Source organism: Brevibacterium sp. ZH18 (genome assembly GCF_022748595.1).
Classification (GTDB): domain Bacteria; phylum Actinomycetota; class Actinomycetes; order Actinomycetales; family Brevibacteriaceae; genus Brevibacterium.
This window is the reverse complement of sequence record NZ_JALDSX010000003.1, coordinates 73,391-99,446: the sequence shown is the minus strand read 5'-3', so window position 1 is coordinate 99,446 and position 26,056 is coordinate 73,391. Positions and strand designations below refer to the sequence as shown.

Below are 26,056 nucleotides of genomic sequence, written 5' to 3'. Positions count from 1 at the left end.
CGAGCAGTGCCTGGCACCCCGAATCAGCCGCTGAAGCAGCGAGAGCCCAGCAGCGCCTTGAGGTCGCCGTAGAGACTCGGATTCGGATCGACGCGGATCGAGCGGTCGAGTCGCATGACCGTCTGCCTGCCCGGCTGGGACAGGATCAGGTGCACGTCTGTCTGTCCCTTATTCGATTCGAGGATGCGCCGCAGCTTTCCCGCCATCTCCTCGGTGGCCTTTTCCATCGGCATCATGAGGTTGAGCGGTCGATCCTTCGGGTCGGTGACATCGGGGATCGTCATCGACATCGCCATCATCGAGGTCGGACGGTCGTCGGAGAGACGGATCCGGCCGGTCAGTGAGATGACGAGGTCGGTGGCCAGCAGACTGGCCACGGGTTCGTACGTATCGCCGAAGAACATGACTTCGACTTCGGCCTCGAGGTCCTCCACCGTGACGATTGCGTACGGCTTGCCCGAGTTCTTCGAGACCTTGCGCTGGACCTGCGTGATCATTCCGCAGATCTTGACCTGCGATCCGTCGTGGCGGTGGGTCTCGGGGTCGACCACCTCGGCGATGGAGGCCTCTGATTCGGCGGCGAGGACGCCTTCGAGTCCGTTGAGCGGGTGGTCGGAGACGTAGAGGCCGATCATGTCGCGCTCGAACGCGAGCTTCTCCTTCTTCTCCCATTCGGGGCGGTCGGGGATCGCGACCGAGAAGCTGGGCCCGTCGTCGCCTCCGCCGAGGCCCGCGAACAGGTCAAACTGGCCGTTGGCCTCCTGCCGCTTAACGCCGATGACCGAGTCGACGGCTTCTTCGTGCACCTCGACCAGCGACCGACGGGTGTGGCCCAGGGAGTCGAAGCCGCCGGACTTGATCAGTGATTCGATGGTGCGCTTGTTGCAGACGTGGCTGGGGACCTTGTCGAGGAAGTCGGTGAAGGAGGTGAAGGCGCTCTTCTCCGCGCGAGCTTCGACGATCCCGTCGACCACATTGGCGCCGACGTTGCGCACTGCTCCCAAGCCGAAGCGGATGTCCGTTCCGACAGGGGTGAAATGCAGCGAGGACTCGTTGACGTCGGGCGGAAGTACGGTGATGCCCAGCCGCCGGCACTCATTGAGGTAGATCGCGAGCTTGTCCTTGTTGTCGCCCACCGATGTCAGCAGGGCGGCCATGTATTCGGCCGTGTAGTGCGCCTTGAGGAAGGCCGTCCAGTAGGACACGAGTCCATAGGCTGCGGAGTGGGCCTTGTTGAACGCATAGTCGGAGAACGGGAGCAGGATGTCCCACAGCGCCTGAGCAGCGGGTTCCGAATAGCCGCGCTCCTTCATGCCGCCGAAGAACCCGACCTGCTGCTTGTCCAGCTCCGACTTCTTCTTCTTACCCATGGCGCGACGCAGAATGTCGGCTTGGCCCAGCGAATAGCCAGCGACCTTCTGCGCGATCGCCATCACCTGCTCCTGGTAGATGATGAGGCCGTAGGTGGTGCCGAGAATGTCCTGGAGAGGCTCTTCGAGCTCCGGGTGGATCGGAGTGACTTCCTGGAGACCATTCTTGCGCAGCGCGAAGTTCGTATGGGAGTCCGCACCCATGGGGCCCGGACGGTACAGCGCAATGGTCGCGGAGATGTCTTCGAAGTTGTCGGGCTTCATCAGCCGCAGGAGGGCTCGCAGACCACCGCCGTCGAGCTGGAAGACGCCGAGGGTGTCACCCCGCGACAGCAGATCGTAGGCGCCCTGATCGTCGAGCTCGAGATGTTCGAGGTCGAGGTCGAAATCGCGGTTGGTCTTGATGTTCTCAACCGCGTCGGAGATGATCGTCAGGTTCCTCAGACCCAGGAAGTCCATCTTGATGAGGCCGAGGCCCTCGGACGTCGGGTAGTCGAACTGGGTGATCACCTGCCCGTCCTGGAATCGGCGCATGATCGGGACGACGTCGATGATCGGATCCGAGGACATGATGACGCCCGCGGCGTGCACGCCCCACTGGCGCTTCAGGCCTTCAATGCCCTTGGCGGTCTCGAAGGTCTCGCGCGCCTCGGGGTCGGTGTCGACGAGCTCGCGGAATTCGCCGGCCTCTTTGTAGCGCTTGGAGTCGGGGTTCTCGATGTCCTTGAGCGGGATGTCCTTGGCCATCTCTGCCGGTGGCAGAGCCTTCGTCAGACGATCGCCCATCGAGAAGGGCTTGCCGAGCACACGCGCGGAGTCCTTGAGCGCCATCTTCGTCTTGATCGTGCCGTAGGTGACGATCATCGCCACACGCTCGTCGCCGTACTTCCGTGTCACATAGTCGATGACCTCGCCGCGGCGACGATCATCGAAGTCGACGTCGAAGTCGGGCATGGACACGCGGTCCGGGTTGAGGAAGCGCTCGAAGAACAGTCCGTGCTGCAGCGGATCGAGGTCGGTGATGCGCATCGCGTAGGCCACCATGGAGCCTGCGCCCGAGCCACGGCCGGGTCCGACCCGGATGCCGTTGTCCTTCGACCAGTTGATGAAGTCGGCGACGACGAGGAAGTAGCCGGGGAAGCCCATCGAGATGATGATGTCGAGCTCGTAGTCGGCCTGTTTGCGGACATCGTCGGGGACGCCGCCCGGATAGCGGTAGTCGAGTCCCTTCGCGACCTCCTTGATCAGCCATGAGGTCTCGTCCTCTCCCGGCGGGCAGGGGAACTTCGGCATGTAGTTCGCCGAGGTGTCGAAGGAGACCTCGCACTTCTCAGCGATCTCGAGGGTGTTGTCACATGCCTCGGGGAACTCGGAGAACAGCGCCCGCATCTCCGCCGGGGTCTTGAGGTAATACCCGGAGCCGGAGAAGGCGAAGCGCGATCCGCCCTGGTCATAGGTCGGCTCGATGAGCTTCGACCCCGACTGGATGGCCAGCAGCGCCTCGTGGGCCTTCGCATCCGATTCGTGGGTGTAGTGCAGGTCGTTGGTCGCAACCAACGGAATGTCCATCTCCTTCGACAGACGCAGGAGGTCCTTGGTCACCCGCTTCTCGATGGACAGGCCGTGGTCCATGAGCTCGCAGTAGTAGTTCTCGGGCCCGAAGAGCTCCCGATACTTACCTGCTGCGGCTTTGGCCTCCTCGTACTGGCCTAGGCGCAGACGGGTCTGGATCTCTCCGGAAGGGCAGCCCGTCGTCGCGATGAGACCTTCCGAATAGGTCTCGAGCAGATCTTGGTCGAGGCGCGGCCATTTCGCGGTCACCGAGTCGAGTGAGGCATAGGACGAGGCCTTGAAGAGGTTGCGCATGCCGGTGTTGTTCTTCGACAGCAGGGTCATGTGGGTGTAGAGACCACCGCCGGAGAGGTCATCGCGCTTCTGTGATTCCTCGGTCCGCCATTTCACCCTCGTCTTGTCACGACGGTCTGTTCCCGGGGTGACATAGGCTTCGACGCCGATGATGGGTTTGATGCCGGCCGCAGTCGCCTGGGACCAGAAGTCGAAGGCTCCGAAGAGGTACCCGTGGTCGGTGGTCGCGATGGCCGACATCCCCGAGGCCTTCGTCGCCGCCATCAGATCGGTGAGGCGGGCCGCACCGTCCAACATGGAGTACTCGGTGTGGACGTGGAGATGGACGAAATCGTCTTTCGGCACTGGCAGCCTTCCGTGGTTCGTGACCTGTGTTGCGACCCCAGCTTAGACCATCGCCGAGGGTGTCAGAAGGTGCTGCGGACGTGAGCGCAGCCGACCTCAGGGAGTACGGATCCGATCGATGGCGATCTGCAGATCCTCGGGATATCCGCTCTCGAACTCGACCCACTGATTCGAGTCGGGATGGTGGAAACCGAGCTTGACCGCGTGCAGCCACTGGCGTTCCAAGCCCAGATCCTTCGCCAGCGACGGGTCGGCACCGTAAGGCAGATCACCGGCACACGGGTGCTTCACGGCGGAGAAGTGAACGCGAATCTGGTGGGTGCGTCCGGTCTCAAGGTGAACTTCGACGAGCGCGGCACGGCGGTGCGCCTCGAGGACCTCATAGTGCGTGATGGCATTCTTCCCGCCGCTGTGGACGGCGTAGAGACCATCGTGGCGTGGATGCCGAGCAATGGGCGCGTCGATGGTTCCAAGGACAGGATCGGGCAGTCCTTGCACGAGAGCGTGATAGGTCTTCTCGACTGTGCGCTCTTTGAACGCGCGTTTGAGGACGCTGTAGGCGTATTCGCTCTTCGCGACGACCATCAGTCCGGAGGTGCCGACATCGAGGCGTTGCACGATGCCCTGCCGCTCGGCCGCACCCGACGTCGAAATCCGGTATCCGGCAGCGGCCAGTCCGCCGACGACTGTCCGTCCCGTCCATCCAAGAGCCGGGTGTGCGGCAACGCCAACAGGTTTGTCGACGACGACGAAGGCGTCTTCGTCATGGACGATTCGCATCCCAGGGACCGGGTCGGCGACGACCTCGAGCGGGCGTTTGGGTTCGGGCATCATGATGTCGAGGCGTTCCCCGGCGGTGACACGATCGGATTTGCCCACGACGCGACCCGACAGCTGCACTCCCCCGTCGGCGCAGATCTCTGCAGCCGCAGTGCGGGAGAGTCCCAGCACCTTCGACAAGGCTGAGTCCACGCGCTGGCCCTCAAGCCCCTCGGGTACCAGAATCGAGCGTTCAGTCATGTGTGTCCTCTCTGATCGTGCGTGAGTGCTTCGAGTCCGAACCGTCCAGATCGATGCCTCGCAGACTGGTCACCACCAGGGTGACGGCAGCTGCGGAAATGGCAATGTCGGCGACATTGCAGATGAAAAGGGAGAGGTCGATGAAGTCGACGACGGCGCCGCGGAGAAACCCAGGCGGCTGAAACAGACGATCGGCCAGATTGCCGAACAGTCCGCCCAGGAGCAGTCCCAGCCCGATGGCCCAGGCTCGTGATCCCAGCTTTCGTGCCAACACGATGATCGCAATGAACACGGCAATCGCGATGAGCGGGAAGATCCAGGTGATTCCGGCACCCATGCCCAGCGCGGCGCCCGGATTGCGATAGAAGTCGAATCCTGCCAGCGTTCCGATGACAGGAACCGGCGGCTGTCCTTCGAGGAATCTGACGGCGAAGAACTTCGTGATCTGGTCCACGAGAAGGACGACTGCGGCGATGCCGAACAGCATCAGGAGCATTCTGCGACGGAGGGGTTTCGCCTCGGAGGCACGCTCGTTCATTTGGCTCATTCTAGCTCACTGACTCGGGGCTCAGGACGACTGCCGACGACCTCGCGGAGGTGCGGTTCGCGGCACAAAGGAGGTCCGGGAACTCCTGAGAGTTCCCGGACCTCGGATGTGTGTGTTTGAGACTCAGAGCTTGTGGTTCGAGGACGAACCGAACGAGTTCCCGTCGAGGGTCTCCGGAGCCAGGCTCGTGGAGTTCTCGAGATCCCGCAACTGGTCGTTGAGGTAGCTCTTGAGGCGTGTGCGGTACTGACGCTCGAAGTTCGACAGCTGATCGATCGAACGCTCGAGGGTCGACTTCTGCGACTCGAGGGTCGACAGGATCTCGTCGCGCTTCGTCTCGGCCTTGCCGACGATGTCCTGAGCTTCAGCTTCCGCACCCTTGATGAGTTCGTCGCGCTTGCGCTCACCTTCGGCAACATACTCGTCATGGACGCGCTGAGCCAAAGCGATCAGACCGTGTGCGTCTCCGTCGCCGGAGAATCCTGCGCCGAGTCCGGCACCGGCAGTTGCGCCACCGGCGGCAGCGGCAGGAGCTGCGGAGTTGTTGCCGGCAGGCGCGGACTCGCTCGGAGCCTTGGTCTGCGGAGCCGGAGCGGCGTCCTTGACCACAGGTGCCGACGGAGCCGAGGGCTCTTCGGTGACCTTCGGAGCTGCTGGAGCCTCCGGGACCTTCTCTTCCTTCGGAGCTGCCGACTTGCTCGACTCGGAAGGAGCCGGAACTGCAGCGGGCACAGCCTGAGTGGCGTCGATGTCCTGGGCCGGAGCCGCAGCGGAACCGCCGCCGGCTTCGAGCTCCTTGACACGCTGTTCAGCGGTCGAGAGCTTCTGACGCAGTTCGTCGTTCTCCTGGTAGAGACGGCGAATCTCAACGACTACCTCGTCGAGGAAATCGTCGACTTCATCCTGGTCGTACCCGTCGCGGAACTTCACATGCTGGAACCGCTTGTTTACTACGTCTTCAGGCGTGAGCGCCATGAGGTCACCTTTGGTCGATCTACATTCATTACGCTGCCGTCCCGGAGGACGGCTTCAACGTCACATTAGCGTAACACCTGCAGTCTTGTCCTGCAGAAATGCCGAGTTACGCGCTGTTTGACGAACATTTACACATTGAGCCTAACAATCCCCCGGGCGATTAGGCTAACCGGGGCGCTGGTCAGGGGCATTGGTCAAGGGTGGAACGAAAGATCCGGCCCGCTGCCCTCGGACATGCGAACCGGGTCCAGCCTCGGCGAGCCCGGCCTCAGCCAGTCCCGGGCTCAGCGAGTCAAGCCTCAGCCAGTCCCAGACTCAGGTTCCGGGCACAGATTCCGGGCTCAGATTCCGGTGTGGGACAGATTGAAGAAGACCGACGCGATGATCTGGATGCCGATCAACAGGACGATGAATCCCAGATCGAGCGAGATCTGACCCAGACGCAACGGCGGAATCACCTTGCGCAGGAGGCGCAGCGGCGGGTCGGTGAGTGTGTAGACGATCTCAGCGAGGACGAGGAAGAAACCTGCGGGCTTCCAGTCCCGGGAGAAGACCTGCACGAGGTCGAGAACCACTCGTGCAAGGAGCACGTAGACATAAAGGCTGAGTGCTGTGCCGAGGATGTAGAAGATGATTGACACGTGTGTTCCCTCGCGCCTTTCGTTGGTGCTTGACTGTCGAGGACTAGTCTATCGGTCCGAGCTGTGCAGAAGTTCAGAAACCGGCCGGTCGGGCGCGCCCGCGGGAGAGCGGTCGACCATCCGCGGGAAGCGGTCGACCATCTTGGGGCCGAACGCCTCCGGCGTCGGGGGCGACCAGAGGCAACGCGAGCCAGACCGGTGCCGACCAGCGTGTGTCGGCACCGTCGAGAGTCCGTCCGACTCGGACGGAACTGTCAGCTCTGGTTGAAGAAGCTCGCCTGAGTGTCCGGATCGGATTCGTTCTCTCCCGTGACTTCGATGCTCTCCGGAGTCAGCAGGAACACCTTGTTCGTCACGCGCTCGATCGATCCGTGCAAGCCGAAGATCAGGCCAGCTGAGAAGTCGACGAGTCGCTTGGAGTTGTTCTCATCCATCTCGGACAGGTTCATGATGACCGGGGTGCCTTCGCGGAAAGCGGAGCCGATCACCATGGCGTCGTTGTAGCTGCGGGGATGGATTGTCTTGATGCGATTCATAGAGATTCCTGGCGCCGGGGTGTCAACTGGACGAATCGGTGACGGATGGATCGGAGTCACCTGTGCCGAGGGACGTTCCTCTTCCTCGACACGTTCCTCGACGGGCTCGTCATACGTCTCAACGACTTCACGGTCGCGACGATCGAGAGTCTCGTCCTCTTCCTCGACGAAACCCAAGTATTCAAGCGTCTTCTTGATTGCTGACATATCTTCACTCCTCGGCCTTCGGCACTTGCACGCCTGCCGCCAAACTATCTCACTGGACCCACACGGCGTGTGAGTCTCATGGGTGTGTCGTGTGGTTTTCTTCCTGCAGCCAGACCACGCCCGCAAAACGGCCCGTGCGCTGCTGTCTCCGGTAGGAGAAGAGCTCATCCGACTCGCGCGTGCAGGTCCGTGAGAAATGGTCGATGCTCACGCCTGCTCGCCGCAGCTGTTCGGCGACAGCACCGGCGACATCGATCGCCGGGGTGCCGGTCGCAGAGACCGATGCGGCCACAGGCTCGATGGCCGCTACCTCGTCACGGAGACTTTCAGGCACTTCGTAGCAGCGGGGGCACACGGACGGGCCGATGATCGCGTGGATGTCACCGGCACCGAGGTGCTTCATCTGGGCGACCGTCGTGTCCACGATTCCCGCGGCCATTCCAGGGCGGCCCGGGTGGATCGCGGCGATGACTCCCGCTTCGGTATCGGCCAGCATGATGGGAGTGCAGTCAGCGACCATGATTGCCAGGCCGACGCCCGGAGTCGTCGTGATCTGCGCGTCGGCTTCGACCGGGGAATCCCGCAGCGCCTCGACACTGTCGACGGTTCGGACGTCTGTGCCGTGGACCTGGGACACGAAGCTCAGACGCTCGGCGCTCAAGCCCAGCACCTGAGCCAATGCCGCGCGGTTCGCCGACACCAGTTCGTCGTTGTCGCCGACGTGACGGGCCAGGTTGAACGACGAGAAGTCGCCGTTCGAGTATCCGCCGTTCCGGTCGGTGAACGCCACATGTGCCTTCAGCCGGCCCGGGACGACGAATCTCGAGTGCAGCATGGTCTACTTCAGGAAGTCCGGGATGTCGAGATCGTTGTCGAAGCTCGACGTGCTTCGCTCACCGGGCAGCGATGTCGGGATCTGGTGATCGTCGCTGCGATCTCCGCGGTCGAAGCGGTCTCCACGGTCGACGCGGTGTTCCGACTCAGACTCTGCTTCTTCGGGCACGCTGCTCGGGACGGGCTGCTCGGCCTCGACGGGGGCCGCCACTGCAGGAATCGACGCCGGAGCGGCATCGCCGGCAAGGCCGTCCTGGTTCGTTGAAGTGCTGTCGAATCCAGCGGCGATGACGGTGACGCGGCACTCGTCGCCGATGTTGTCGTCGATGACCGCGCCGAAGATGATGTTGGCTTCGGGGTGGGCGGCTTCCTGCACGAGACGCGCGGCCTCGTTGACTTCGAACAGTCCGAGGTCGGCTCCGCCCGAGATGCAGAACAGCACTCCGTGCGCACCGTCGATGCTCGCCTCGAGCAGCGGAGACGCGATTGCGGATTCGGCAGCCTGGACCGCGCGGTCGTCGCCGGTTGCGGAGCCGATGCCCATGAGCGCCGTGCCCGCGTCCTGCATGACCGACTTGACGTCGGCGAAGTCGAGGTTGATCAGACCGGGGACCGAGATGAGGTCGGTGATGCCCTGGACGCCTGAGCGCAGAACTTCGTCGGCGGAGCGGAAGGCTTCGACGACGGAGACGCTGCGATCAGAGATCGAGAGCAGACGGTCATTCGGGATGACGATGAGGGTGTCGACCTCTTCGCGCAGTGCCGCGATGCCGGCTTCAGCCTGTGCGGAACGACGACGTCCCTCGAAGGTGAACGGGCGGGTGACGACACCGATGGTCAGTGCGCCCAGCGAACGAGCCACACGGGCCACGACGGGAGCGGCGCCGGTACCGGTGCCACCGCCTTCGCCTGCGGTGACGAAGACCATGTCGGCGCCTTCGAGGGCGTCGCGGATGGCTTCTTCGCTCGAGTCAGCGGCCTTGCGGCCGATCTCGGGATCGGCGCCTGCGCCGAGCCCGCGGGTCTGGTCGCGTCCGATCTCCAGTTTCACATCGGCGTCCGAGAGCACGAGGGCCTGGGCGTCCGTGTTGATCGCAATGAACTCCACGCCGCGCAGACCGACGTCGATCATCCTCTGAACAGCGTTGACACCGCCGCCGCCTGTACCGGCAACCTTGATGTCCGCTCCGGATTGTGGGAATTCAGCCAAGTCGGTTCCTCTTTCGGCGCATCATCCACGCAGCTTCTGCGTGCGAATCGAAAAGTCTTCTCTGCCCTGAGGCTATTGTCCGGGGCAAGACTACTGCAACCATTCTCGCCGGAGTGTCGGACATCAGCCAAACTTCAGCCTCGGTGTGTCGGCGGCAATGACCGGCTTCGACAGTATTTCCTCGGGATTGGGCGTGGTTGGCCCCCGAATCGACCCACAGCAGGTATTTCCGTGCCTGCCACCGGTACTCTTCCTCAGTTCGTGACGGGCACAGACGGCACGGACACGTCGATCTCCGTGCGACCGTCTGCCGCCAGCTGCGCAGCCGTGCGCATCTTCAGGCTCGCACTCGTGCTGTCACCGAAGACCACCTTCGCCTGCACATCACCGGTGTCGATCTCCCCCGACAGGTTGAGCGCGTCCTTCGCCCTGATCGTCAGCAGCTCGGAGCGCAGCTCCGGGCGCAGTTCGGCCATGAAACGGATGACTGCAGCCACGGTCTCCCGATCAGGCGCACCGCCCGAGTCCTCGAGGACGGTCAGCCCCTTCGGCGCCTTGTCCACGGGCCCCAGATCGACCGCCTCGGCGTCGAAGAGCTCGAACCCGTCGGAGTTAGCGATCGCGACGACCGGAGTGCGGTCAGTGATCTCAATGCTCAGACTGCGGGGACCTGCGTAGTGGATCGACGCCTTCTCGGCCCGGGGGAACTTCTCCAGGATGTCCTTCTCGAGGCTGCCCAGACGCAGCTGCGGCAGCGGTGTGCCGGCATGCGCGTCCATGGCGAAGTTGGAGACCTGACCGTTGTCGACGAGGTCGCTTCCCTTCACACTCACCTTGTCGAGGCTGAGCGCCGGGGAGAACCACGCGAGCCCGGCCAGGACCAGCAGTGCCACGACGATGCCGATGGCGATCAGCCGTTTGCGCCAGACCTCTCTTCGGCGCGCACGGATGACACCGGTGAGATCCGCAGTGGAGTTGTCGCCAGTGCGTGGCTCGGGAAGGGGCACCACGTGACTCAGCTCTCCAGTGCGGTGAGCAGCTCGGGCCCGAGGATCGTCACGTCCCCTGCACCGACCGTGAGCACGAGGTCGCCGGGGCGCACGCGGGCAGCGACGAAGGGGACCGCTTCACTGAACGATTCGATGAAGGTCACGTGCTCGTGGGGAACCCGATCAGCGATCAGTGCCCCCGTGACGCCTGGAACCGGGTCCTCCCGGGCGGGGAAGACGTCGAGGACGACGACTTCGTCGGCCAGGCCGAGCTCCTCGCCGAATTCGGTGCGGAATTCCATCGTCCGCGAGTACAGGTGCGGCTGGAAGATGGCCCACACACGACCGCCGTCGGTGACGACTCCGCGGGCTGCGCTCAGGACCGCACGCAGTTCTGTCGGGTGGTGCGCGTAGTCGTCGATGACGCGCACTCCTCCGGCGATGCCGCGTTCCTCGAAGCGCCGACGAGTCCCGCCGTAGTTGCCGAGTCCGACGGCTGCCTTCTCAACATCCGCGCCGAGGCTGTGCGCCACGGCGATCGCGGCTGTGGCGTTGCGTGCGTTGTGGGCGCCCGGCTGCCGCAGCGAGACAGAGAGCGGGCCGTCATGGCCCGGCACGTCGAGGACGAACTCCGAGACGAGGCCCGATTCGAGTTCGCGCAGGCGGATGTCGGCGTCCTTCGAGGTGCCGTAGAGGATCACCGATATGCCCTTGTCCCGGGCATGGGTGGCGACGTCGAGCGATCCCGGGTCGTCGGCGCAGGCGATGATCGTGCCGCCGCGGGCTCCGATGCCGTCGCAGAATTCAATGAAGGCCTCACGGACCTTCTCAGGCGTGCCGTAGTGATCGAGGTGATCGGCCTCGACGTTCGTGAGGATGCCGATCGCCGGTTCGTAGAGCAGGAAGGAGCCGTCCGATTCGTCCGCCTCGGCGACGAAGACGTCCCCCGTGCCCAGGTGGGCGTTGGTCCCGGTCGTCGAGAGCACTCCCCCGATGACGAACGACGGGTCGAGCCCGCAGGCCTGCAGGGCCACGGTCGTCATCGACGTCGTCGTGGTCTTGCCGTGGGTGCCGGCGACGGCCACAGCCGTCTTGTTCGCCATCAGCGAAGCCAGTGCGCCCGACCGGTGCAGGATCCGCATACCGCGGCGCTGAGCCTCGACCAGTTCGGGATTGTCCTTGCGGATGGCAGAGGAGATGACGAGAGTATCGGCCGCGCCGAGGTTGTCCACCGAATGCCCGATCTCGACCCTGGCGCCCAGGGTCCGCAGGACTTCGACGACCGCCGATCCCTTCGCATCGGACCCGGAGACGGGGACGCCGTTCATGACCATGATCCGCGCGATTCCGGACATGCCCGAACCGCCGATCCCGATGAAGTGGACGGCACCCAACTCTGCGGCGGGAACGATCTCAGCTGTGCTCATGTTCAACCTCTCAGCGCGCGTGTGACGATTTTGGCCATGGTGGCCGCGGCATTGGTCGGGTAATGCAGTTCGAGGGCGGCTGCGCTCATCGCTGCCAGGCGGTCTCGGTCGTGGACCAGGGGAAGGATCTGGTCGGTCACGGTCGACGGGGTGAAGTCCGCGTTGTCGACGAGCTGCGATGCTCCGGCTCGCACGCTGCCGGCCGCATTCAGTCGCTGTTCGCCATTGCCGATGGCCAGCGGGACGTAGAGAGCAGGCACACCGGCGACAGTCGCCTCGGAGACAGTAGCCGCGCCGGAGCGCGCCACGAGCAGGTCGGCCACCGCATAGGCGCGGTGCATGCCGTCGACATAGTCGACGACGTGGTAGTCGGGCAGGTCGGCGGCCGCCTCGCGGAGCGCATCGTCCTTCCCCGCTCCTGTGATGTGGAGGACCTGGACTCCCCGTTCCTGACACAGCGGCGCTGCGGCGAGGAAAGCGTCGTTGATTCGCTGGGCTCCGGATGATCCGCCCGTGACCACGAGGACGGGCAGGTCATCGCGGAGTCCGAGCTCCCGCCTGTGCGACGCGCGCACTGCGGTGTCTCCGCGGTCGAGTTCGGTAATGTCAGTCGGCATCGGCATGCCGACCAGAGCGGCGTTGCGCAGCTTCGTGTCAGGGAACGTGACCCCGACCATTCCCGGCTGGGTCAGCACCGCGCCGAGGCGGTTCGCCATTCCCGGCTTCGCATTGGCTTCATGGACGATGAGGGGGATCTTCGCCTGTCGGGCTGCAATGAAGGCCGGGGGGCATACGTACCCGCCGACTCCGACGACGGCCGTGACGTTGCGCTCGGCGATGATGCGTTTGACGTGGGAGATGTTTCCCGCGAAGCGGCCGGGGAACTTGAGTGCGGCCGGGCTGATCGAACGGGGCATCGGGACCTTGTCGATCGTCAGGAGCTCGAATCCGGCCTTGGGCACGATCTCCGCCTCGAGTCCGTCCGCGGTGCCGAGGGCGATGATGTCGGCGTCGGGGTGGGTCTCACGCAGCTCGCGGCCGATCGCCAGCATGGGCGAGATATGGCCGGTGGTGCCTCCACCGGCGAGGAGGATACTCGTCGTCATCTCACTTCTTTCTCTTGCGGGCCAGGACGGCGAACGAGGACCTCAGTCGATCCTTGTGCGCTTTGATCGCTGCCTCTGCGCCTTCCTCGGTGCGGGCGAAGGACAGCACCACCCCGATGGCCAGCAGCGAGGCGATGATCGAGGAACCGCCGTAGGACACGAAAGGCAGGGGCAGGCCGATGACCGGCAGCAGACCGGTCACGACGCCGATGTTGATGGCTGCCTGACCGATCAGCCAGGCGAACAGTCCGGCTGTTGCAACCTGGATGAAAAGTGTCTTCGACCGCAGGATCACTCTGATCATGCCATAGGCGAGGATCGCGAAGACGAGGACCACTGCGAGCGAACCCAGCAGGCCGAGTTCCTCCCCGATGATCGCGAAGATGAAGTCGTTGTGTGCTTCAGGCAGCCATGACCATTTCTCGCGGCTGGCGCCGAGGCCGACGCCGAGCCATCCGCCGGAGGCGAGCGAGAACAGTCCGTGGTTGGACTGCCAGGCCTGCCCGGTGATGTCCGAGGCTGTCTGGTCGGCGTGGCCGGTCAGTGCTGAGGTGATCCGGTCGAGGCGGTTCTGCGAGCTGAAGACGAAGAAGGTGGCCACCGCGACGCCCGAAGCGAGGAGCAGGAGGAAGTAGCGCCAGGGGAAGAAGCCGATGAACAGACACACGAGGACCATGGCCATGAGCACGAGGCCAGTGCCGAGGTCGTTGCCTCCGACGACGAGACCCACGCCGAGGAGGATGACGGGGACGATGGGGATCATAGCGTGGCCGAAGGTCGTCATCTTGCCGTACTTCTTCGCCAGGATGAATCCCAGCCAGACGGCCAGAGCAATCTTGAGGAATTCGGAGGGCTGAAGCTGGAATGCGCCGAGCTGGATCCAGTTGGCATTGCCCTTGGTCGTCTTCCCGAGACCGGGAAGGAATACCAGTGCCTGCATGACGACGCCGAGGAGGATTGCCGGCCAGGCCAGCTTCTCCCACACTGACAAGGGAACGAACGCGGCTACGAACATGAGCACGATGCCGATCGCTGCGAATCCGGCCTGCTTGTTGAAGTAGGCGAACGACGATCCTGCTCCCCCGTCATACGACGTGATCGAGGAGGCGGACAGAACCATGACGAGGCCGAGCGACGTGAGCAGGAGGACAGCCGCGAGGATGAGGTAGTAAGTGGTCAACGGGTGGGCGGAGATCCGACCGAACTCGCGTCGGATCGCACCCAGGACCTCTTTGCCGGGGATCTCCCGACGCTGGCTGGCTGAATCCTTCGACCCTGTAGTTGCCTTCGAGCGAGCGGACGCTTTCGCTCCTGTGGACATCTTCGAAGGTGCGGTCGTCTTAGCCGACTTGCTGCCCACGGACGTCTTTGCAGTGGGGGCAGACTTCGTGCCAGTTGCAGGTCTCTTCGCAGCTGCAGGTTTCCTCGCAGCAGTGGACTTCTTGCCACCTGCGGGCTTCCCTGCCGCTGCGGCGCGCTGAGGGCCAGAGGCACGTCCGCTCGCCGTAGCCCGCTGATCGGCAGCCGGTTTCGTCGCAGCAGCCTCGGCTGCCTTGGTGGGGCTCGGGCGGCGGCGTGATTCCGACTTCGCGGTGGTCTGCCGTCCCATCTCAGCGCCCCAGGTACGTGTGGACAGCCTGGGTGAAGAGTTCGCCTCGAGTGTTGTAGTTGAGGAACTGGTCCATGCTGGCCGCGGCAGGGGCAAGCAGCACGGTATCCCCGGCTGCGGCAATTGCTCCGGCCGCCTCGACGGCCGCGGCGGCAACGGCTTCACCGCGACGACGGGGCACGCCCGAGTCGACGGCGAGTGCAGGCTCGATGCGGATCACTTCAAGATCGGGAGCAGCCGCGGCGATGGCTTCACGGAATGCCGCATCGTCGGCGCCGATGAGCACGAGCGCTTTGAGACGGTCGCGATGGTCGGCGAACAACGAGGTGAAATCGGCGCCCTTCGGCAAACCGCCGGCGATCCAGACGATCGACTCGAAGCTGCTCAGGGATGCGTTCGCGGCATGCGTGTTCGTCGCCTTCGAATCGTCGACCCAGCGCACACCCTGCGCCTCAGTCACTGTGACCATGCGATGGGCGCCGAGGGAATGGCTCTTCAGCCCTTCGGAGATCGCCTGTCCGGGCACACCGATGCTGCGGGCCAGAGCCGCCGCCGCGAGGGCGTTCGACACCTGGTGGGCTGCCGGATCGCTGCCGGGCACACCAGTCGCCGCCGCCACATCGGCGAGCGAGGCGAGCTCGGCTGCCGAGGAGTAACGCTGCGGAATGAAAGCCCGATCGACGAGCAGATCTTCGACCACGCCCAGCTTTCCGGGACCGGGAATGCCGGTCGTGAACCCGATGGCCTTGGCCCCGTCGATGACGTCGGCGTCCTCCACCATGTGCAGAGTCACCTCGTCGGCGACGTTGTAGACGCAGGCGAGCTTCGCATTGTGGTAGATCTTGGCCTTGTCCGCCTCGTAGGCGTCGGCGCTTCCGTGCCAGTCCAAGTGGTCAGGTGCGATGTTGAGCACGGCTGCCGCATCCGCGCTCAGCGAATGCTGCCAATGCAGCTGGAAGCTCGAGAGCTCGATGGCGAGGACCTCGAGTCCCGGCTCGAGGACAGCTTCGAGCAGCGGAGCACCGATGTTCCCACAGGCCTTGGCCCGCAGTCCGGCAGCATGGAGCATCGACTCGAGCATCGTCGTCGTGGTGGTCTTGCCGTTGGTGCCGGTGATGGCCAACCATTTGGCGTCGTTGGTTCCACGGATCCGCCATGCCAGCTCGACTTCACCGATCACGGGCACACCCGCCTCGGCGGCGGCCGAGAGCACGGGATGATCAGGGCGCCACCCAGGTGAGGTCACGACCAGGTCGAGCGGCTCCTTGGGCAGGGTCGTCACATGCTCAGAGCCGCGTCGGATGTCGACGTCGAAGACCTCGAGGATCTGCGCCTTCTCGCTCACGTCGGCCTGGTCGTCGCCGTCGATGACGATGACATCGGCACCGCGTTCGCCCAGATGCACGGCTGCCGGGAACCCCGTCACACCCAATCCGGTGACGAGGATCCGCAGTCCGGCCAGGGATGAGCTCGGTCCCTGCAGCGCGGCCGGGATCTTGTCGAAGTTCGGGTACTCGGACACGGGGTTCTCAGCCAAGACGGGATACCCATTCGGCGTAGAAGAGACAGATTCCGGCGACGACGAAGAGCGCTGCGATGATCCAGAAGCGGACCACGATGGTCACTTCCGCCCACCCCTTGAGCTCGAAGTGGTGCTGGAGCGGAGCCATCCGGAAGACGCGTTTGCCGGTGGTCTTGAACGAGGCCACCTGGATGATCACGGACAGCGTGATGATGACGAAGAGACCGCCGATGACGACGAGCAGGAGCTCGGTTCTCGACATGATGGCCAGACCGGCGATTGCGCCGCCGATGGCCAACGATCCCGTGTCGCCCATGAAGATCTTCGCAGGCGAGGTGTTGAACCACAGGAACCCGAAGCACGCGGCGGCCATGGCGCCCGCGACCATGGCGAGATCCCGTGGATCGCGCATGTAGTAGCAGGCATTGGTGGCTTCGGACATCAGGTTGCAGTTCTGGGTCGACTGCCAGGTGCCGATCACGACATATGCCGTGAACACGACCACCGAGGCGCCGGCTGCGAGACCGTCGAGGCCGTCCGTGAGGTTGACCGCGTTGGACACGGCCGTGACGATGAGGTTGGCCCAAATGACGAACAGCACGAGTCCGAGCACGGCGGAGCCGAAGGCCAGATCGAGGTTCGTGTCGCGGATGAAGGAGACCTTCGTCGAGGCCGGGGTCTCTCCGAAGGAGTTCGGGAACTGCAGCGCCAGGACGGCGAATGAGATGCCGACGAATGCCTGGCCGATGAGCTTCGGCAGAGGCCGCAGTCCCAGCGACCGCTGCTTCTTGATCTTGATGAAGTCATCGAGGAAGCCGACGACGCCGAGGCCAGCGGCCAGCCACAGGACCAGGAGCCCCGAGGCGGTCGGGACGGACCCGGTGAACAGGTGGCCGAGGAGGTACGCCAGGATCGCTGCGCCGATGATGACGACACCGCCCATGGTCGGTGTGCCCCGCTTGGTCGCGTGCGAGGTCGGTCCGTCATCACGGACGAACTGGCCGTACCCACGCTTGACGAGGAGCCTGATGTAGAGCGGCGTGCCGACCAGCGTCAGGATCAGGGCCAGACAGGCTGCGAGCAGTACGGCGATCATTGGCCCCCCGATACACCGGCGATTTCGTCTCCGAGATACCGCAGACCGGCATCCCGGGATGATTTGAACAGAACGATGTCGCCGGGCGCCAGTTCTGCGTTGAGCAGATCCTTCGCCTCGGCCGCGGTGGCGACCCAAGTCGCCTCGTTGCCCCAGGAACCTTCGAGATTCGCGGAGTTGAAGATCGGCTTCGCACCGTCACCGACGACGATCGTGCGCGTGATGTTCAGACGCACGACGAGTTCGCCGATCTCGGAATGGGCCGAAACCGACTCATCACCGAGCTCGAGCATCTCGCCGAGAACCGCGAAGGTGCGACGCGGACGGCTGTCCTCGTCGCCGCGGCCCATCGAAGCCAAGGTCTTCAGCGATGCACGCATCGATTCCGGATTCGCGTTGTAGGCGTCGTTGAGCACGGTCACGCCAGAGGGCGAATCGATGAGTTCCATCCGCCAGCGGCTAGCCGCCGACGAGGTCGAGAGCGTCGTCACGATGGACTTCACTCCCACACCACAGGCGTGGGCGATCGCGGCAGCTGCCAGAGCATTGCCGACGTGGTGTTCGCCGATCAGGGCCAGACGCAGATCGCGCGGCTCCTCACCGGGCAGCTGCAGGGTGAAGGCAGGATGTCCCGAAGCATCGGTTGAAACGTCGGTGCCGCGGACCACAGCGTCATCGGCGCCGACCCATTCGGGCAGTGACTCGCGTTGTGAGAACCAGAGCGTGTTCACCTCGGGGGCGAGGACCTCGCGCATACCAGCCACACGGGAGTCATCGGCGTTGAGGACCGCAGTGGATCCCGCGGTCAGGGACTCGACGAGCTCAGCCTTGGCACGGGCAGTGTTCTCGATCGAGCCGAAGACGCCCGAGTGGGCCGTACCGACTGCGAGTTCGACGGCGATGTCCGGTCGGACGAGGCTCGTGAGGTAGGCGAGGTTGCCGATCGAGCGGGCGCCCATCTCGAGGACGAGGAAGCGCGTGGACTCCCCTGCCCGCAGCGCGGTCAGCGGCACGCCGACCTCGTTGTTGTATGAGTTAGGCGGCCAGACAGTCTCGTCCTGGCCGGCCAGAAGGTCCGCCGCGAGGTCCTTGACCGTCGTCTTGCCGACCGAGCCGGTGATCGCGATGACGGTGATCTCACCGTCAGCGCGCAGGGCTTCGATGTTGTAGCTGGCCAACTGGCCCAGGGCCTCCGTGGCGTCGGAGACGTGGACCGTCGGCAGCGTCTCGTCGTCGAGGGTAGGAACGGATTCGCCGATGATCAGCGCGGCACCGGCCTCCACAGCGGCTGCTGCGAATTCGATGCCGTCGAAGGACTCACCTCGGCGGGCAACGTAGATATCGCCGGGTCCGACTTCTCTCGAGTCGGTCACCACTCCAGCGGACAATAGGGTCTCGGGGTCAACGCCGTACAACTCGCCGGAGACGGCGGTTGCGATTTCGGCTGCACTCAGTCGCTTCATATCAACTGTGAACTTTACCTGTTTGTGCGCCCTCGAGTCGCGCTGACAGCGCCGAGCGTGTCCTCGACCGGTCGTCGAACTCGCTCACGACTCCCCCAACGGACTGTCCGGTCTCGTGTCCCTTCCCAGCGATGAGAACGGTTGTCGCGGCATCGGCGTCTGCGATCGACTGGTCGATCGCAGCTCCGCGATCAGCGACTTCGATGATCTTCTTCACACGTGCGCGGCCGGTCGCGACCTCCGCATCGATGCCTTCGCGGATTGCGGCCCGGATCGCTTCCGGGTCCTCGGTGCGCGGATTGTCATCGGTGAGGACGATCACATCGGCTCCGCGTGCTGCGGCGCTGCCCATGCCGAACCGTTTGCCGCGGTCGCGGTCCCCGCCGGCGCCGAAGACGATGACGAGCTCATCGCTGTCGGCGTGCAGAGATTCGAGTGCCTTCTCAATCGCGTCTGGGGTGTGCGAGTAGTCGACGATGGCCCGGGGCAGGTGTTCGGGGTTTGACTGCAGAGCAACATGGGGACCGCTGACGTCGATGATCTCCATCCGTCCCGGCACCGAGGCGGTGAACGTGGTTCCGATCGCATCCAGAGCAGCCGGAGAGACCCCGGCTTCGACGAGCATGGCGGCGGCCAAGGCCGTGTTGGTGACGTTGAAGTCGCCGGGCAGCGGAGAGCGGAGCGTGATGGCCGGAGCACGGTCGGCATCACGTTCACCGACCGAATCCGTCGCGCGCATCTGCGGGGCGGTGCTGTCAGTGGTCAGAGTGTCGAAGCGGAGGACGAATTCGGACTCGCCGGGGGTGTGGATGATCCTCCACTCACTGCGCTCGTCCCGACCGAGGGTCCGCACGGGGACCTGGGCGGCTTCGACCATTCGCTCGCCCCACTGGTCTTCGACGACGATGACAGCGGAGTCGGAGAACGCCCGAGTGAAGAGCGTCGCCTTGGCCGCGAAGTACTCGTCCATCGAATGGTGGAAGTCGAGGTGGTCCTGGGACAGGTTCGTGAATCCCGAGACGCTGAAGTGAGCACCGTCGACGCGATGCTGGCTCAGTGCGTGGGAGGAGACTTCCATTGCGCAGGTGTCGACGTCGGCAGCACGCATCTTCGCGAACAGCGCGTGCAGCTCGGGGGCTTCGGGGGTCGTGCGCACGCTGGGCACCGTTGCTCCGGCGATCAGGGTGGCGACCGTGCCGATGACTCCGGTGCGTCGTCCGAGAGCTTCGAGCATTCCGTCGATGAGGTAGGTCGTCGTCGTCTTCCCGTTGGTTCCGGTCACTCCGAGCAGCTGGGGTTCACCCGAGGTGCCGTAGATCGCGGCGGAAACGTAGCCGAGGACCGATCGCGGGTTCTCGACGATCAGAGCGCTCACATCGTTGAGGACGGAGCCGTCGACCGCTGTGCTGATGATGTCCCAGCCGGTCGCATCGGTGAGGATCGCGGTGACACCACCGGCGATGAGATCCGGGGCGAAACGGGCGCCGTGGACGTTGGCTCCGGGCAGCGCAGCGTAGAGCTGGCCCGGGGTCACGGTCCGCGAATCGAGGGAGACTCCGTCGACCTCGCGGTCCGGATCTCCGTGGACGGTTCCTGGGGCTGCCGGCAGCAGCTGTGAAATGCGCATCATTTCCATTCTCGAGCAGGTAGCTGTGGTTCCGTGGTCGACGGCGGAATCTTGAGGTGCCTCATGGCGAATCCGGCGACGTCGGAGAAGACAGGGGCGGCCGCAGATCCACCGTAGTAGCCGTTTCGGGGGCGCTGCAACGTCACCGAGATCGCGATCTGCGGGTCCTCGGCCGGAAGCACACCGACGAATGAGGCCGTGTAGCCGTCGTATCCTCCGCCTTCGGCAGCCGGCGCCTGAGCGGTGCCGGTCTTGCCCGCAACACGGTACCCCGAAACAGCTGCGGACTTGCCCGTGCCTTCGGCGACGACGCCCTCGAGCATGCTCAGAGTCTCGTCAGCGGCTTTCTTACTCACGACCCGCTGGGTCTTCGCAGTCGGGCTCGGAATCGTCTTGCCCGACGGGGATACCGTGCCGTCGACGAGCGTCGAGGGCACGTGGACTCCGCCGTTGGCGATCGTGGCGATGACATCGGTGGTCTGCAGCGCATTCGCGGCCACACCCTGACCGAACATCACCGTGTACTTCGTGCGGCCGTCCCAATCCTTGTACGGGTGGAGAATACCGGCGGTCTCTGCGGGGAAGCCGATTCCGGACAGTGATCCGAAGCCGAACTTCTTCATGTAGCCGTAGCGTTCCTCCTCGTCGAGCTTGTTTCCGGCGAGGATGGTTCCGGTATTCGACGACTCGGCGAGGATGCCGGCGAAGGTCAGCTTCTCATCACCGTGTTCGTGGGAGTCACGGAACTCCTCGCCGTTAGGCGCCTTCCATTTGCCTGGAACGGTGAATTCGTCCTCGGGGGCCACGAGCCCCTGGTCGAGCAGCGCGGCAGCCGTGACCATCTTCGCCGTCGACCCCGGCTCGAAGACGTCGGTGAAGATGCGTGAGCCGCGATCCTTGCCGCCGACCTTGCCCGGCGAGTTCGGATCGACGCTCGGCGCATCGGCGGCGGTCAGGATCTTGCCGGTCTTGGTGTTTTTGATCAGGATCGAGGCGGACTCAGCGTCGTGCTTCTTCCGCTGCTCTTCGATCGCCTGCTGTGCGTAGTACTGCAGGTCCGGGTCGATCGAAGTCTGCAATCCCTGACCATCGACGGCATTCTTGATGTTGTTGTCGCCGAGGGGAATGATCTCGCCGCGAGCACCGCGCTCGTACTGCTGCTGGCCGTCACGGCCGCTGAGCTGCTTGTTGTACTCCATCTCCAGACCGGCCTGCGGTTGCCCGTCGGAGCTGAGGAATCCGACGAGGTTTCCGGCCACGGCTCCCGAAGGGTACGAGCGAACTGAGTATTCTTCGGCGGAGACGCCGAGGATGTTGAGGTCTTTGACGGCGCGCCAGGTCTCCGAGGTCAGACCCTTGGCGACCGGGTTCCAGCGTTTGTCGCCGACGAGCTTCGGGTAGAGCAGTCCCGGGTCGGTGTCGAGGGGTTTGGCCAGGGCCTCGGCAGCGCCCCAGGCGCCGACGAGCTTCCCGTCGATTTTGTACTGGGCGACGTTCTGCTGGTCGACGACGAGCTGATAGCGCGAGACGCTGTCCGCGAGGACCGTGCCGTCGGAGGCGAGGATCTGTCCGCGCGCAGCTGGCAGGGTGCGTGTGACCAGGCGGTTCGACAGGGCTTTCTCAGCCAGCTTCATCGAATCCATGCCCTGGATCGAGATCAGGCGGGCGGAGGTGACGAGGAGGACGAGGACGGACAGGGCCGCGATGATGCCCATCCGCAGGCGCAGATTGGGTCGGTCCCGTCCGCCGTCCTTCTTCACCCGATTTGCTCGTGGGCCCATTGCACTGTCCTTGGTCCTTGCGTCATCGGCGAACGGTTCCACGTGGGGGTCGAGCTCGCCTTATTTCGGTGCCTTCTGAGCAGGCGCCGCGATGTCCTTGCTCGGGCTGCCTCCGACAACCGGCAGCTTCTCATCCGATCGTAGATTGGGACGGAGGTCGTCGCGGGTATCGGCGCGCGGGCCGGGGACAACTGTGGGCTCTTTCTCACCACTGACGTCGATCGGCGGGGCATCGATGATCTTGCCGGTCTTCGCATCGAGGAATTCCGGGGAGGAGTCCCGGACCAAGCCCAGGTCCTCGGCGGCGATCGAGATGTTCTGCGGCGACTCCCGATAGGAGTTGTCCTCGACCAGCTTGTCCTTCTCTTCGGCCAGCGCTTCCTTCTGGGAGTTGAGCTGGTCGATCTGGTAGGAGGTGTGGGAGACGAAGATGTTGAGCAGCAGGACTGCCACCAGGGTGGCCACGAGCATCGCCACGCACATCAGGGAGAACGGCAGTCTGGCCTTCGGCAGCTCGAACTTCAGGAGTTTGAGTCGCGGCGGTACCGGACGGCTGAAGCTCTCTTCGAGGCTGCGGGTCCGTTCGGTCACGTGTGGTCGGCCGATGGCCGCTTGAGCGTTCCTCACGATTGTGCCTCCCTGATCTTCTTCACTGCACGCAGTCGCACGCTTTTGGCGCGGGGGTTGTTCTCTGCTTCTTCACTGTCGGCGAGTTCAGCCCCGCGGACGATCTCGGACAGCCACGGCTGGAGTTCCTCGGGGACGACGGGCATGTCCGGGGGCGCCGAGGTGGTGGTGGCAGACCGGAAGATCTTCTTCACGATCGTGTCCTCGAGTGATTGATAGGACTCGATGACGGCCACTCCCCCGAGGTGCAGGGCCTTGAGTGCCTCCGGCAGTGCGGTTCGCAGAACCCCGAGCTCGTCATTGACTTCGATCCGCAGCGCCTGGAAGGTCCGTTTGGCCGGATGGGACTTCTTCTTCGTCTCCGGAAGAACTCGGCCCAGCATTGCGGCCAGCTGCTGGGAGGTCTCCCACGGGGTGTGCTCGCGGTCGGCGACGATGATCTTCGCGATTCGGCCGGCCATCTTCTCTTCGCCGTATTCCCGGAGAATACGGCGAAGGTCGGTTTCGGAATAGGTCGCCAGCACCTCGGCGGCGGTGAGCTTCTGGGTTCGGTCCATCCTCATGTCCAAGGGGGCGGGCCGGGAGTAGGAGAATCCGCGCTCGTCTTCGTCGAGCTGCAGGGACGAGACGCCGAGGTCGAGGAGGATCGCAGAAATCTGATCGACTCCGAGGTCGTCGAGGATCTCGGGCAGCTCGTCGTCGACCGCATGGATGATGTCGGTCCGATCGGCGAACGGCGCCAGCCTCTGCGTGGCGATGTCGATGGCTTGGGTGTCACGGTCGATGCCGATGAGATGGACATCTTCGAACTCTGTGAGGATGGCCTCTGAGTGGCCGCCCATGCCCAGCGTGCCGTCGACGACGATGGGGGTGATCCCGCGCTCTCTGGCGGCGTGGACCCCGACACCGATGAGCTCGACCACGCGCTCGAGGAGCACCGGTACATGCTGAGCGTTCATAGGTGAGTCCTTCGTGGATGGTCGTCGTGGGGGTGAACTGCTGGAGCCAGAACCTTGACCGCCGCTGCCCTGGCACCGGGGAAGTGTGTCAGGACTGCCGAGCTTCGGAAACGGGGAAGTTCCCCGAAACTCGAACGCGGCGGGCAAGGATCAAACCCGAGCAGAATCAGATCACTCCGGGGATCACCTCGTTCTCACGCTCAGCGAATGCCTGCTGAGCGCCGACCAGGTAGCTCTCCCATGTCGGCGAATCCCAGATCTCGACGCGGTTGCCCATGCCGATCACTGCGACTTCCCGATCAAGTGATGCGTACTGCCGCAATATGTTCGGGACCGTGATGCGTCCCTGTTTGTCCGGCTGATCTGCAAAGGCCGCTGACAGGAACACACGCTGGTAATCGCGGGCTTCCTTATTCGTCTTCGGCGCGTTCTGGATTCGCTCATGCTCGGCTTCGAACTCCGTGGTGGGGAACAGGGTGAGGCAGTTCTCCTGTCCACGGGTCAATACGAGACCGGGCGAAAGCTCCTCGCGGAACTTTGCAGGCAGGATGAGGCGACCTTTGTCGTCGAGCTTCTGCATATGAGTGCCCAAGAACATGTCGTCTCACCCCTTTCGAAACCCAATTGGCTCCGATAGCAACCACAGTACTCCACTTCCCTCCACGTGATCTAGTCCCAGACCTATCTCTTCTCCTTTGGCGGTATGTTTCCCCAGGTCAGGCCGGTGGAGGAAAGTGGAGAAAAATTCCCATCGGCGCGTCGGGAACCCGGTTGAATGTGTCGTTTTCGCCAACGAAACGGGTCAAACCGCGCCGCCGGCGATTCGGCTCTCACGCGTACGATCCGCGAGTTCTCGCGGCAGACCTGGTCACGTCGACATTCGGTGGAGGGATGTGGGGAGGAAAGTGGGGAGGAAAGTGGGGGGGCGCCCGGTGGAGCGGAGTGGGGAGCGAAGTGGGGAGCGAAGTGGGGACGCCCGGTGGAGCCAAGTGGGGAGCGAAGTGGGGACGCCCGGCGAGGAGCTTTACAAGCAGCCCAGCACCCGGTCCCCCTTGACCTCTCGCCCCTTCACCCCTTGCCCCTTCACCTCTTGCCCTTTCCCACACCGCGGAATCGCGCTCAGGTTCAGCCTGGAATCGCGCTCAAGTTCCCCGTGGGATCGCGCTCAGGGCTGCGCTGCCTGAGTGAGACAGTGGACAAGAGCAGCACTGCCGCACCATGGCGCCGGAACACCGGGGACTGTGCTGCGGGAATCCTGAACAACACCCGTGTGGATGCAGTGGACCGGATAGGGGACAATGGAGGCATGTCGATCAGCCAAGAAGGTACACAGACCAACTCCGTGATCGGTGCCGAGCACATCGAATGGGTGCAGCAACTGACCTCACGGGCACGCACCGCGATGAACGCCGTCCTCGAAGGCAAGGACGAAGCCGTCGGCCTGTCGCTCATCGCGCTCCTGTCCGGTGGCCATGTCCTCCTCGAAGACGTTCCCGGAGTCGGAAAGACCCTGCTGGCACGCGCCATGGGCAAGGTCGTCGACGGAACGGTGCGCCGCATCCAGTTCACTCCCGACCTGCTGCCTACAGACGTCGTCGGAGTCAACCTGTTCAACCAGGAGACCCGTCACTTCGAGTTCCGGCAGGGGCCGGTGTTCGCAAATATCGTCATCGCCGACGAAATCAACCGCGCCTCCCCCAAGACTCAGTCGGCCATGCTCGAGTGCATGGCCGAGGGCCAAGCCACCATCGACGGTGAGACGTACGCGATGCCGACGCCGTTCATTGTCGTCGCCACGCAGAACCCGGTCGACATGGAGGGCACCTATGCTCTGCCCGAAGCGCAGCGCGACCGGTTCATGACACGCATCTCGCTAGGATATCCGAAGACCGCTGATGAGATCGACCTCCTCGACAACCAGATCGAACACGATCCGCTGTCTAGTGCGACACCGGTGACCAGCCTCGAGCAGATCAATCAGGCCCGCGGAATCGTCCGACACGTCAGCGCCAGCAGGCAGCTGCGTGAGTACATCGTCGCGATCCTCGATGCCAGTCGCAATGATCAGGCGATTCTGCTCGGCTGCTCGCCTCGCGGGGGCGTTCACCTTCTCCGTGCCGCCAAAGCTCGGGCCGCACTGTCGGGTCGGACCTACGCGACTCCGGACGATATCCAGGCGTTGGCACCCTATATCCTTGCGCACCGGATCATCCCCCGCGATGGTGATGACTCCGAACTGGCCGCCGATCTGATCGGCCGCATCCTGTCCCGAGTTCCCGTCTCGTCGAACCAGTGACCG

Annotated in this window: 21 protein-coding genes; 1 reads left to right on the top strand and 20 read right to left on the bottom strand. The window is 64.1% G+C overall.

Features of this window, described 5'->3' with window-relative positions:
• Nucleotides 1–23: 23 nt before the first annotated feature.
• From dnaE to mraZ, 20 genes are all read right to left on the bottom strand, one after another.
• Nucleotides 24–3,581 carry a DNA polymerase III subunit alpha gene (gene dnaE, locus MPN20_RS02070; protein WP_347566789.1) on the bottom strand — a complete coding sequence of 1,186 codons (3,558 nt, stop codon included), beginning with the start codon at nt 3,579–3,581 and terminating at the stop codon, nt 24–26.
• 96 nt (nt 3,582–3,677) lie between these two features.
• Nucleotides 3,678–4,601 carry an RluA family pseudouridine synthase gene (locus tag MPN20_RS02065; protein WP_242778904.1) on the bottom strand — a complete coding sequence of 308 codons (924 nt, stop codon included), beginning with the start codon at nt 4,599–4,601 and terminating at the stop codon, nt 3,678–3,680.
• Complete coding sequence (locus tag MPN20_RS02060; protein WP_242778901.1) at nt 4,594–5,139, bottom strand: signal peptidase II; 546 nt, start codon at nt 5,137–5,139, stop codon at nt 4,594–4,596. The genes MPN20_RS02065 and MPN20_RS02060 overlap by 8 nt, the downstream gene beginning before the upstream one ends.
• A gap of 132 nt (nt 5,140–5,271) precedes the next feature.
• Nucleotides 5,272–6,123 (bottom strand): DivIVA domain-containing protein, encoded by an 852-nt coding sequence (locus MPN20_RS02055; protein ID WP_242778898.1) that lies wholly within the window; start codon nt 6,121–6,123, stop codon nt 5,272–5,274.
• A 341-nt stretch (nt 6,124–6,464) separates the two neighbouring features.
• Complete coding sequence (locus MPN20_RS02050; RefSeq protein ID WP_242778895.1) at nt 6,465–6,764, bottom strand: YggT family protein; 300 nt, start codon at nt 6,762–6,764, stop codon at nt 6,465–6,467.
• Between the two features lie 254 nt (nt 6,765–7,018).
• A complete protein-coding gene (sepF, locus tag MPN20_RS02045) occupies nt 7,019–7,507 on the bottom strand; it encodes a cell division protein SepF (protein WP_242778892.1) in 489 nt (162 codons plus the stop codon).
• A 76-nt stretch (nt 7,508–7,583) separates the two neighbouring features.
• Nucleotides 7,584–8,342, bottom strand: a complete 759-nt coding sequence (gene pgeF / locus MPN20_RS02040; RefSeq protein ID WP_242778889.1) for a peptidoglycan editing factor PgeF — start codon at nt 8,340–8,342, stop codon at nt 7,584–7,586.
• Between the two features lie 3 nt (nt 8,343–8,345).
• Nucleotides 8,346–9,551, bottom strand: coding sequence for a cell division protein FtsZ (gene ftsZ / locus MPN20_RS02035; protein ID WP_242778886.1), 1,206 nt, complete (start codon nt 9,549–9,551; stop codon nt 8,346–8,348).
• Between the two features lie 254 nt (nt 9,552–9,805).
• Entirely contained in the window at nt 9,806–10,561 is a 756-nt protein-coding gene (locus MPN20_RS02030; protein ID WP_242778883.1) for an FtsQ-type POTRA domain-containing protein, read from the bottom strand.
• A gap of 5 nt (nt 10,562–10,566) precedes the next feature.
• The gene (gene murC, locus MPN20_RS02025) at nt 10,567–11,967 is read right to left on the bottom strand and encodes a UDP-N-acetylmuramate--L-alanine ligase (RefSeq protein WP_242778881.1); all 1,401 of its coding nucleotides are present in this window, start codon (nt 11,965–11,967) and stop codon (nt 10,567–10,569) included.
• Nucleotides 11,968–11,969: 2 nt separating this feature from the next.
• Nucleotides 11,970–13,073: a UDP-N-acetylglucosamine--N-acetylmuramyl-(pentapeptide) pyrophosphoryl-undecaprenol N-acetylglucosamine transferase gene (locus MPN20_RS02020; protein ID WP_242778878.1), complete on the bottom strand. Its 1,104-nt coding sequence runs from the start codon at nt 13,071–13,073 to the stop codon at nt 11,970–11,972.
• 1 nt (nt 13,074) lies between these two features.
• Entirely contained in the window at nt 13,075–14,682 is a 1,608-nt protein-coding gene (gene ftsW, locus MPN20_RS02015; RefSeq protein ID WP_242778875.1) for a putative lipid II flippase FtsW, read from the bottom strand.
• 1 nt (nt 14,683) lies between these two features.
• Nucleotides 14,684–16,219 (bottom strand): UDP-N-acetylmuramoyl-L-alanine--D-glutamate ligase, encoded by a 1,536-nt coding sequence (gene murD, locus MPN20_RS02010; RefSeq protein WP_242778872.1) that lies wholly within the window; start codon nt 16,217–16,219, stop codon nt 14,684–14,686.
• Nucleotides 16,212–17,300 (bottom strand): phospho-N-acetylmuramoyl-pentapeptide-transferase, encoded by a 1,089-nt coding sequence (gene mraY / locus MPN20_RS02005; protein ID WP_242778869.1) that lies wholly within the window; start codon nt 17,298–17,300, stop codon nt 16,212–16,214. Before mraY ends, murD begins: the two co-directional genes overlap by 8 nt.
• Nucleotides 17,297–18,763: a UDP-N-acetylmuramoyl-tripeptide--D-alanyl-D-alanine ligase gene (gene murF, locus MPN20_RS02000; RefSeq protein WP_242778866.1), complete on the bottom strand. Its 1,467-nt coding sequence runs from the start codon at nt 18,761–18,763 to the stop codon at nt 17,297–17,299. Before murF ends, mraY begins: the two co-directional genes overlap by 4 nt.
• Nucleotide 18,764: 1 nt before the next feature.
• Nucleotides 18,765–20,390 (bottom strand): UDP-N-acetylmuramoyl-L-alanyl-D-glutamate--2,6-diaminopimelate ligase, encoded by a 1,626-nt coding sequence (locus tag MPN20_RS01995; RefSeq protein ID WP_242778863.1) that lies wholly within the window; start codon nt 20,388–20,390, stop codon nt 18,765–18,767.
• Nucleotides 20,390–22,171 carry a penicillin-binding protein 2 gene (locus MPN20_RS01990; protein ID WP_242778860.1) on the bottom strand — a complete coding sequence of 594 codons (1,782 nt, stop codon included), beginning with the start codon at nt 22,169–22,171 and terminating at the stop codon, nt 20,390–20,392. The genes MPN20_RS01995 and MPN20_RS01990 overlap by 1 nt, the downstream gene beginning before the upstream one ends.
• A 60-nt stretch (nt 22,172–22,231) precedes the next feature.
• Nucleotides 22,232–22,798: a hypothetical protein gene (locus MPN20_RS01985; RefSeq protein ID WP_242778858.1), complete on the bottom strand. Its 567-nt coding sequence runs from the start codon at nt 22,796–22,798 to the stop codon at nt 22,232–22,234.
• Nucleotides 22,795–23,757 carry a 16S rRNA (cytosine(1402)-N(4))-methyltransferase RsmH gene (gene rsmH, locus MPN20_RS01980; protein ID WP_242778854.1) on the bottom strand — a complete coding sequence of 321 codons (963 nt, stop codon included), beginning with the start codon at nt 23,755–23,757 and terminating at the stop codon, nt 22,795–22,797. The genes MPN20_RS01985 and rsmH overlap by 4 nt, the downstream gene beginning before the upstream one ends.
• 166 nt (nt 23,758–23,923) lie before the next feature.
• Nucleotides 23,924–24,355 carry a division/cell wall cluster transcriptional repressor MraZ gene (mraZ, locus tag MPN20_RS01975; RefSeq protein WP_242778851.1) on the bottom strand — a complete coding sequence of 144 codons (432 nt, stop codon included), beginning with the start codon at nt 24,353–24,355 and terminating at the stop codon, nt 23,924–23,926.
• Between the two features lie 708 nt (nt 24,356–25,063).
• Between mraZ and MPN20_RS01970 the strand changes: the two genes are divergently transcribed.
• A complete protein-coding gene (locus tag MPN20_RS01970; protein WP_242778848.1) occupies nt 25,064–26,053 on the top strand; it encodes an AAA family ATPase in 990 nt (329 codons plus the stop codon).
• Nucleotides 26,054–26,056 lie beyond the last annotated feature (3 nt).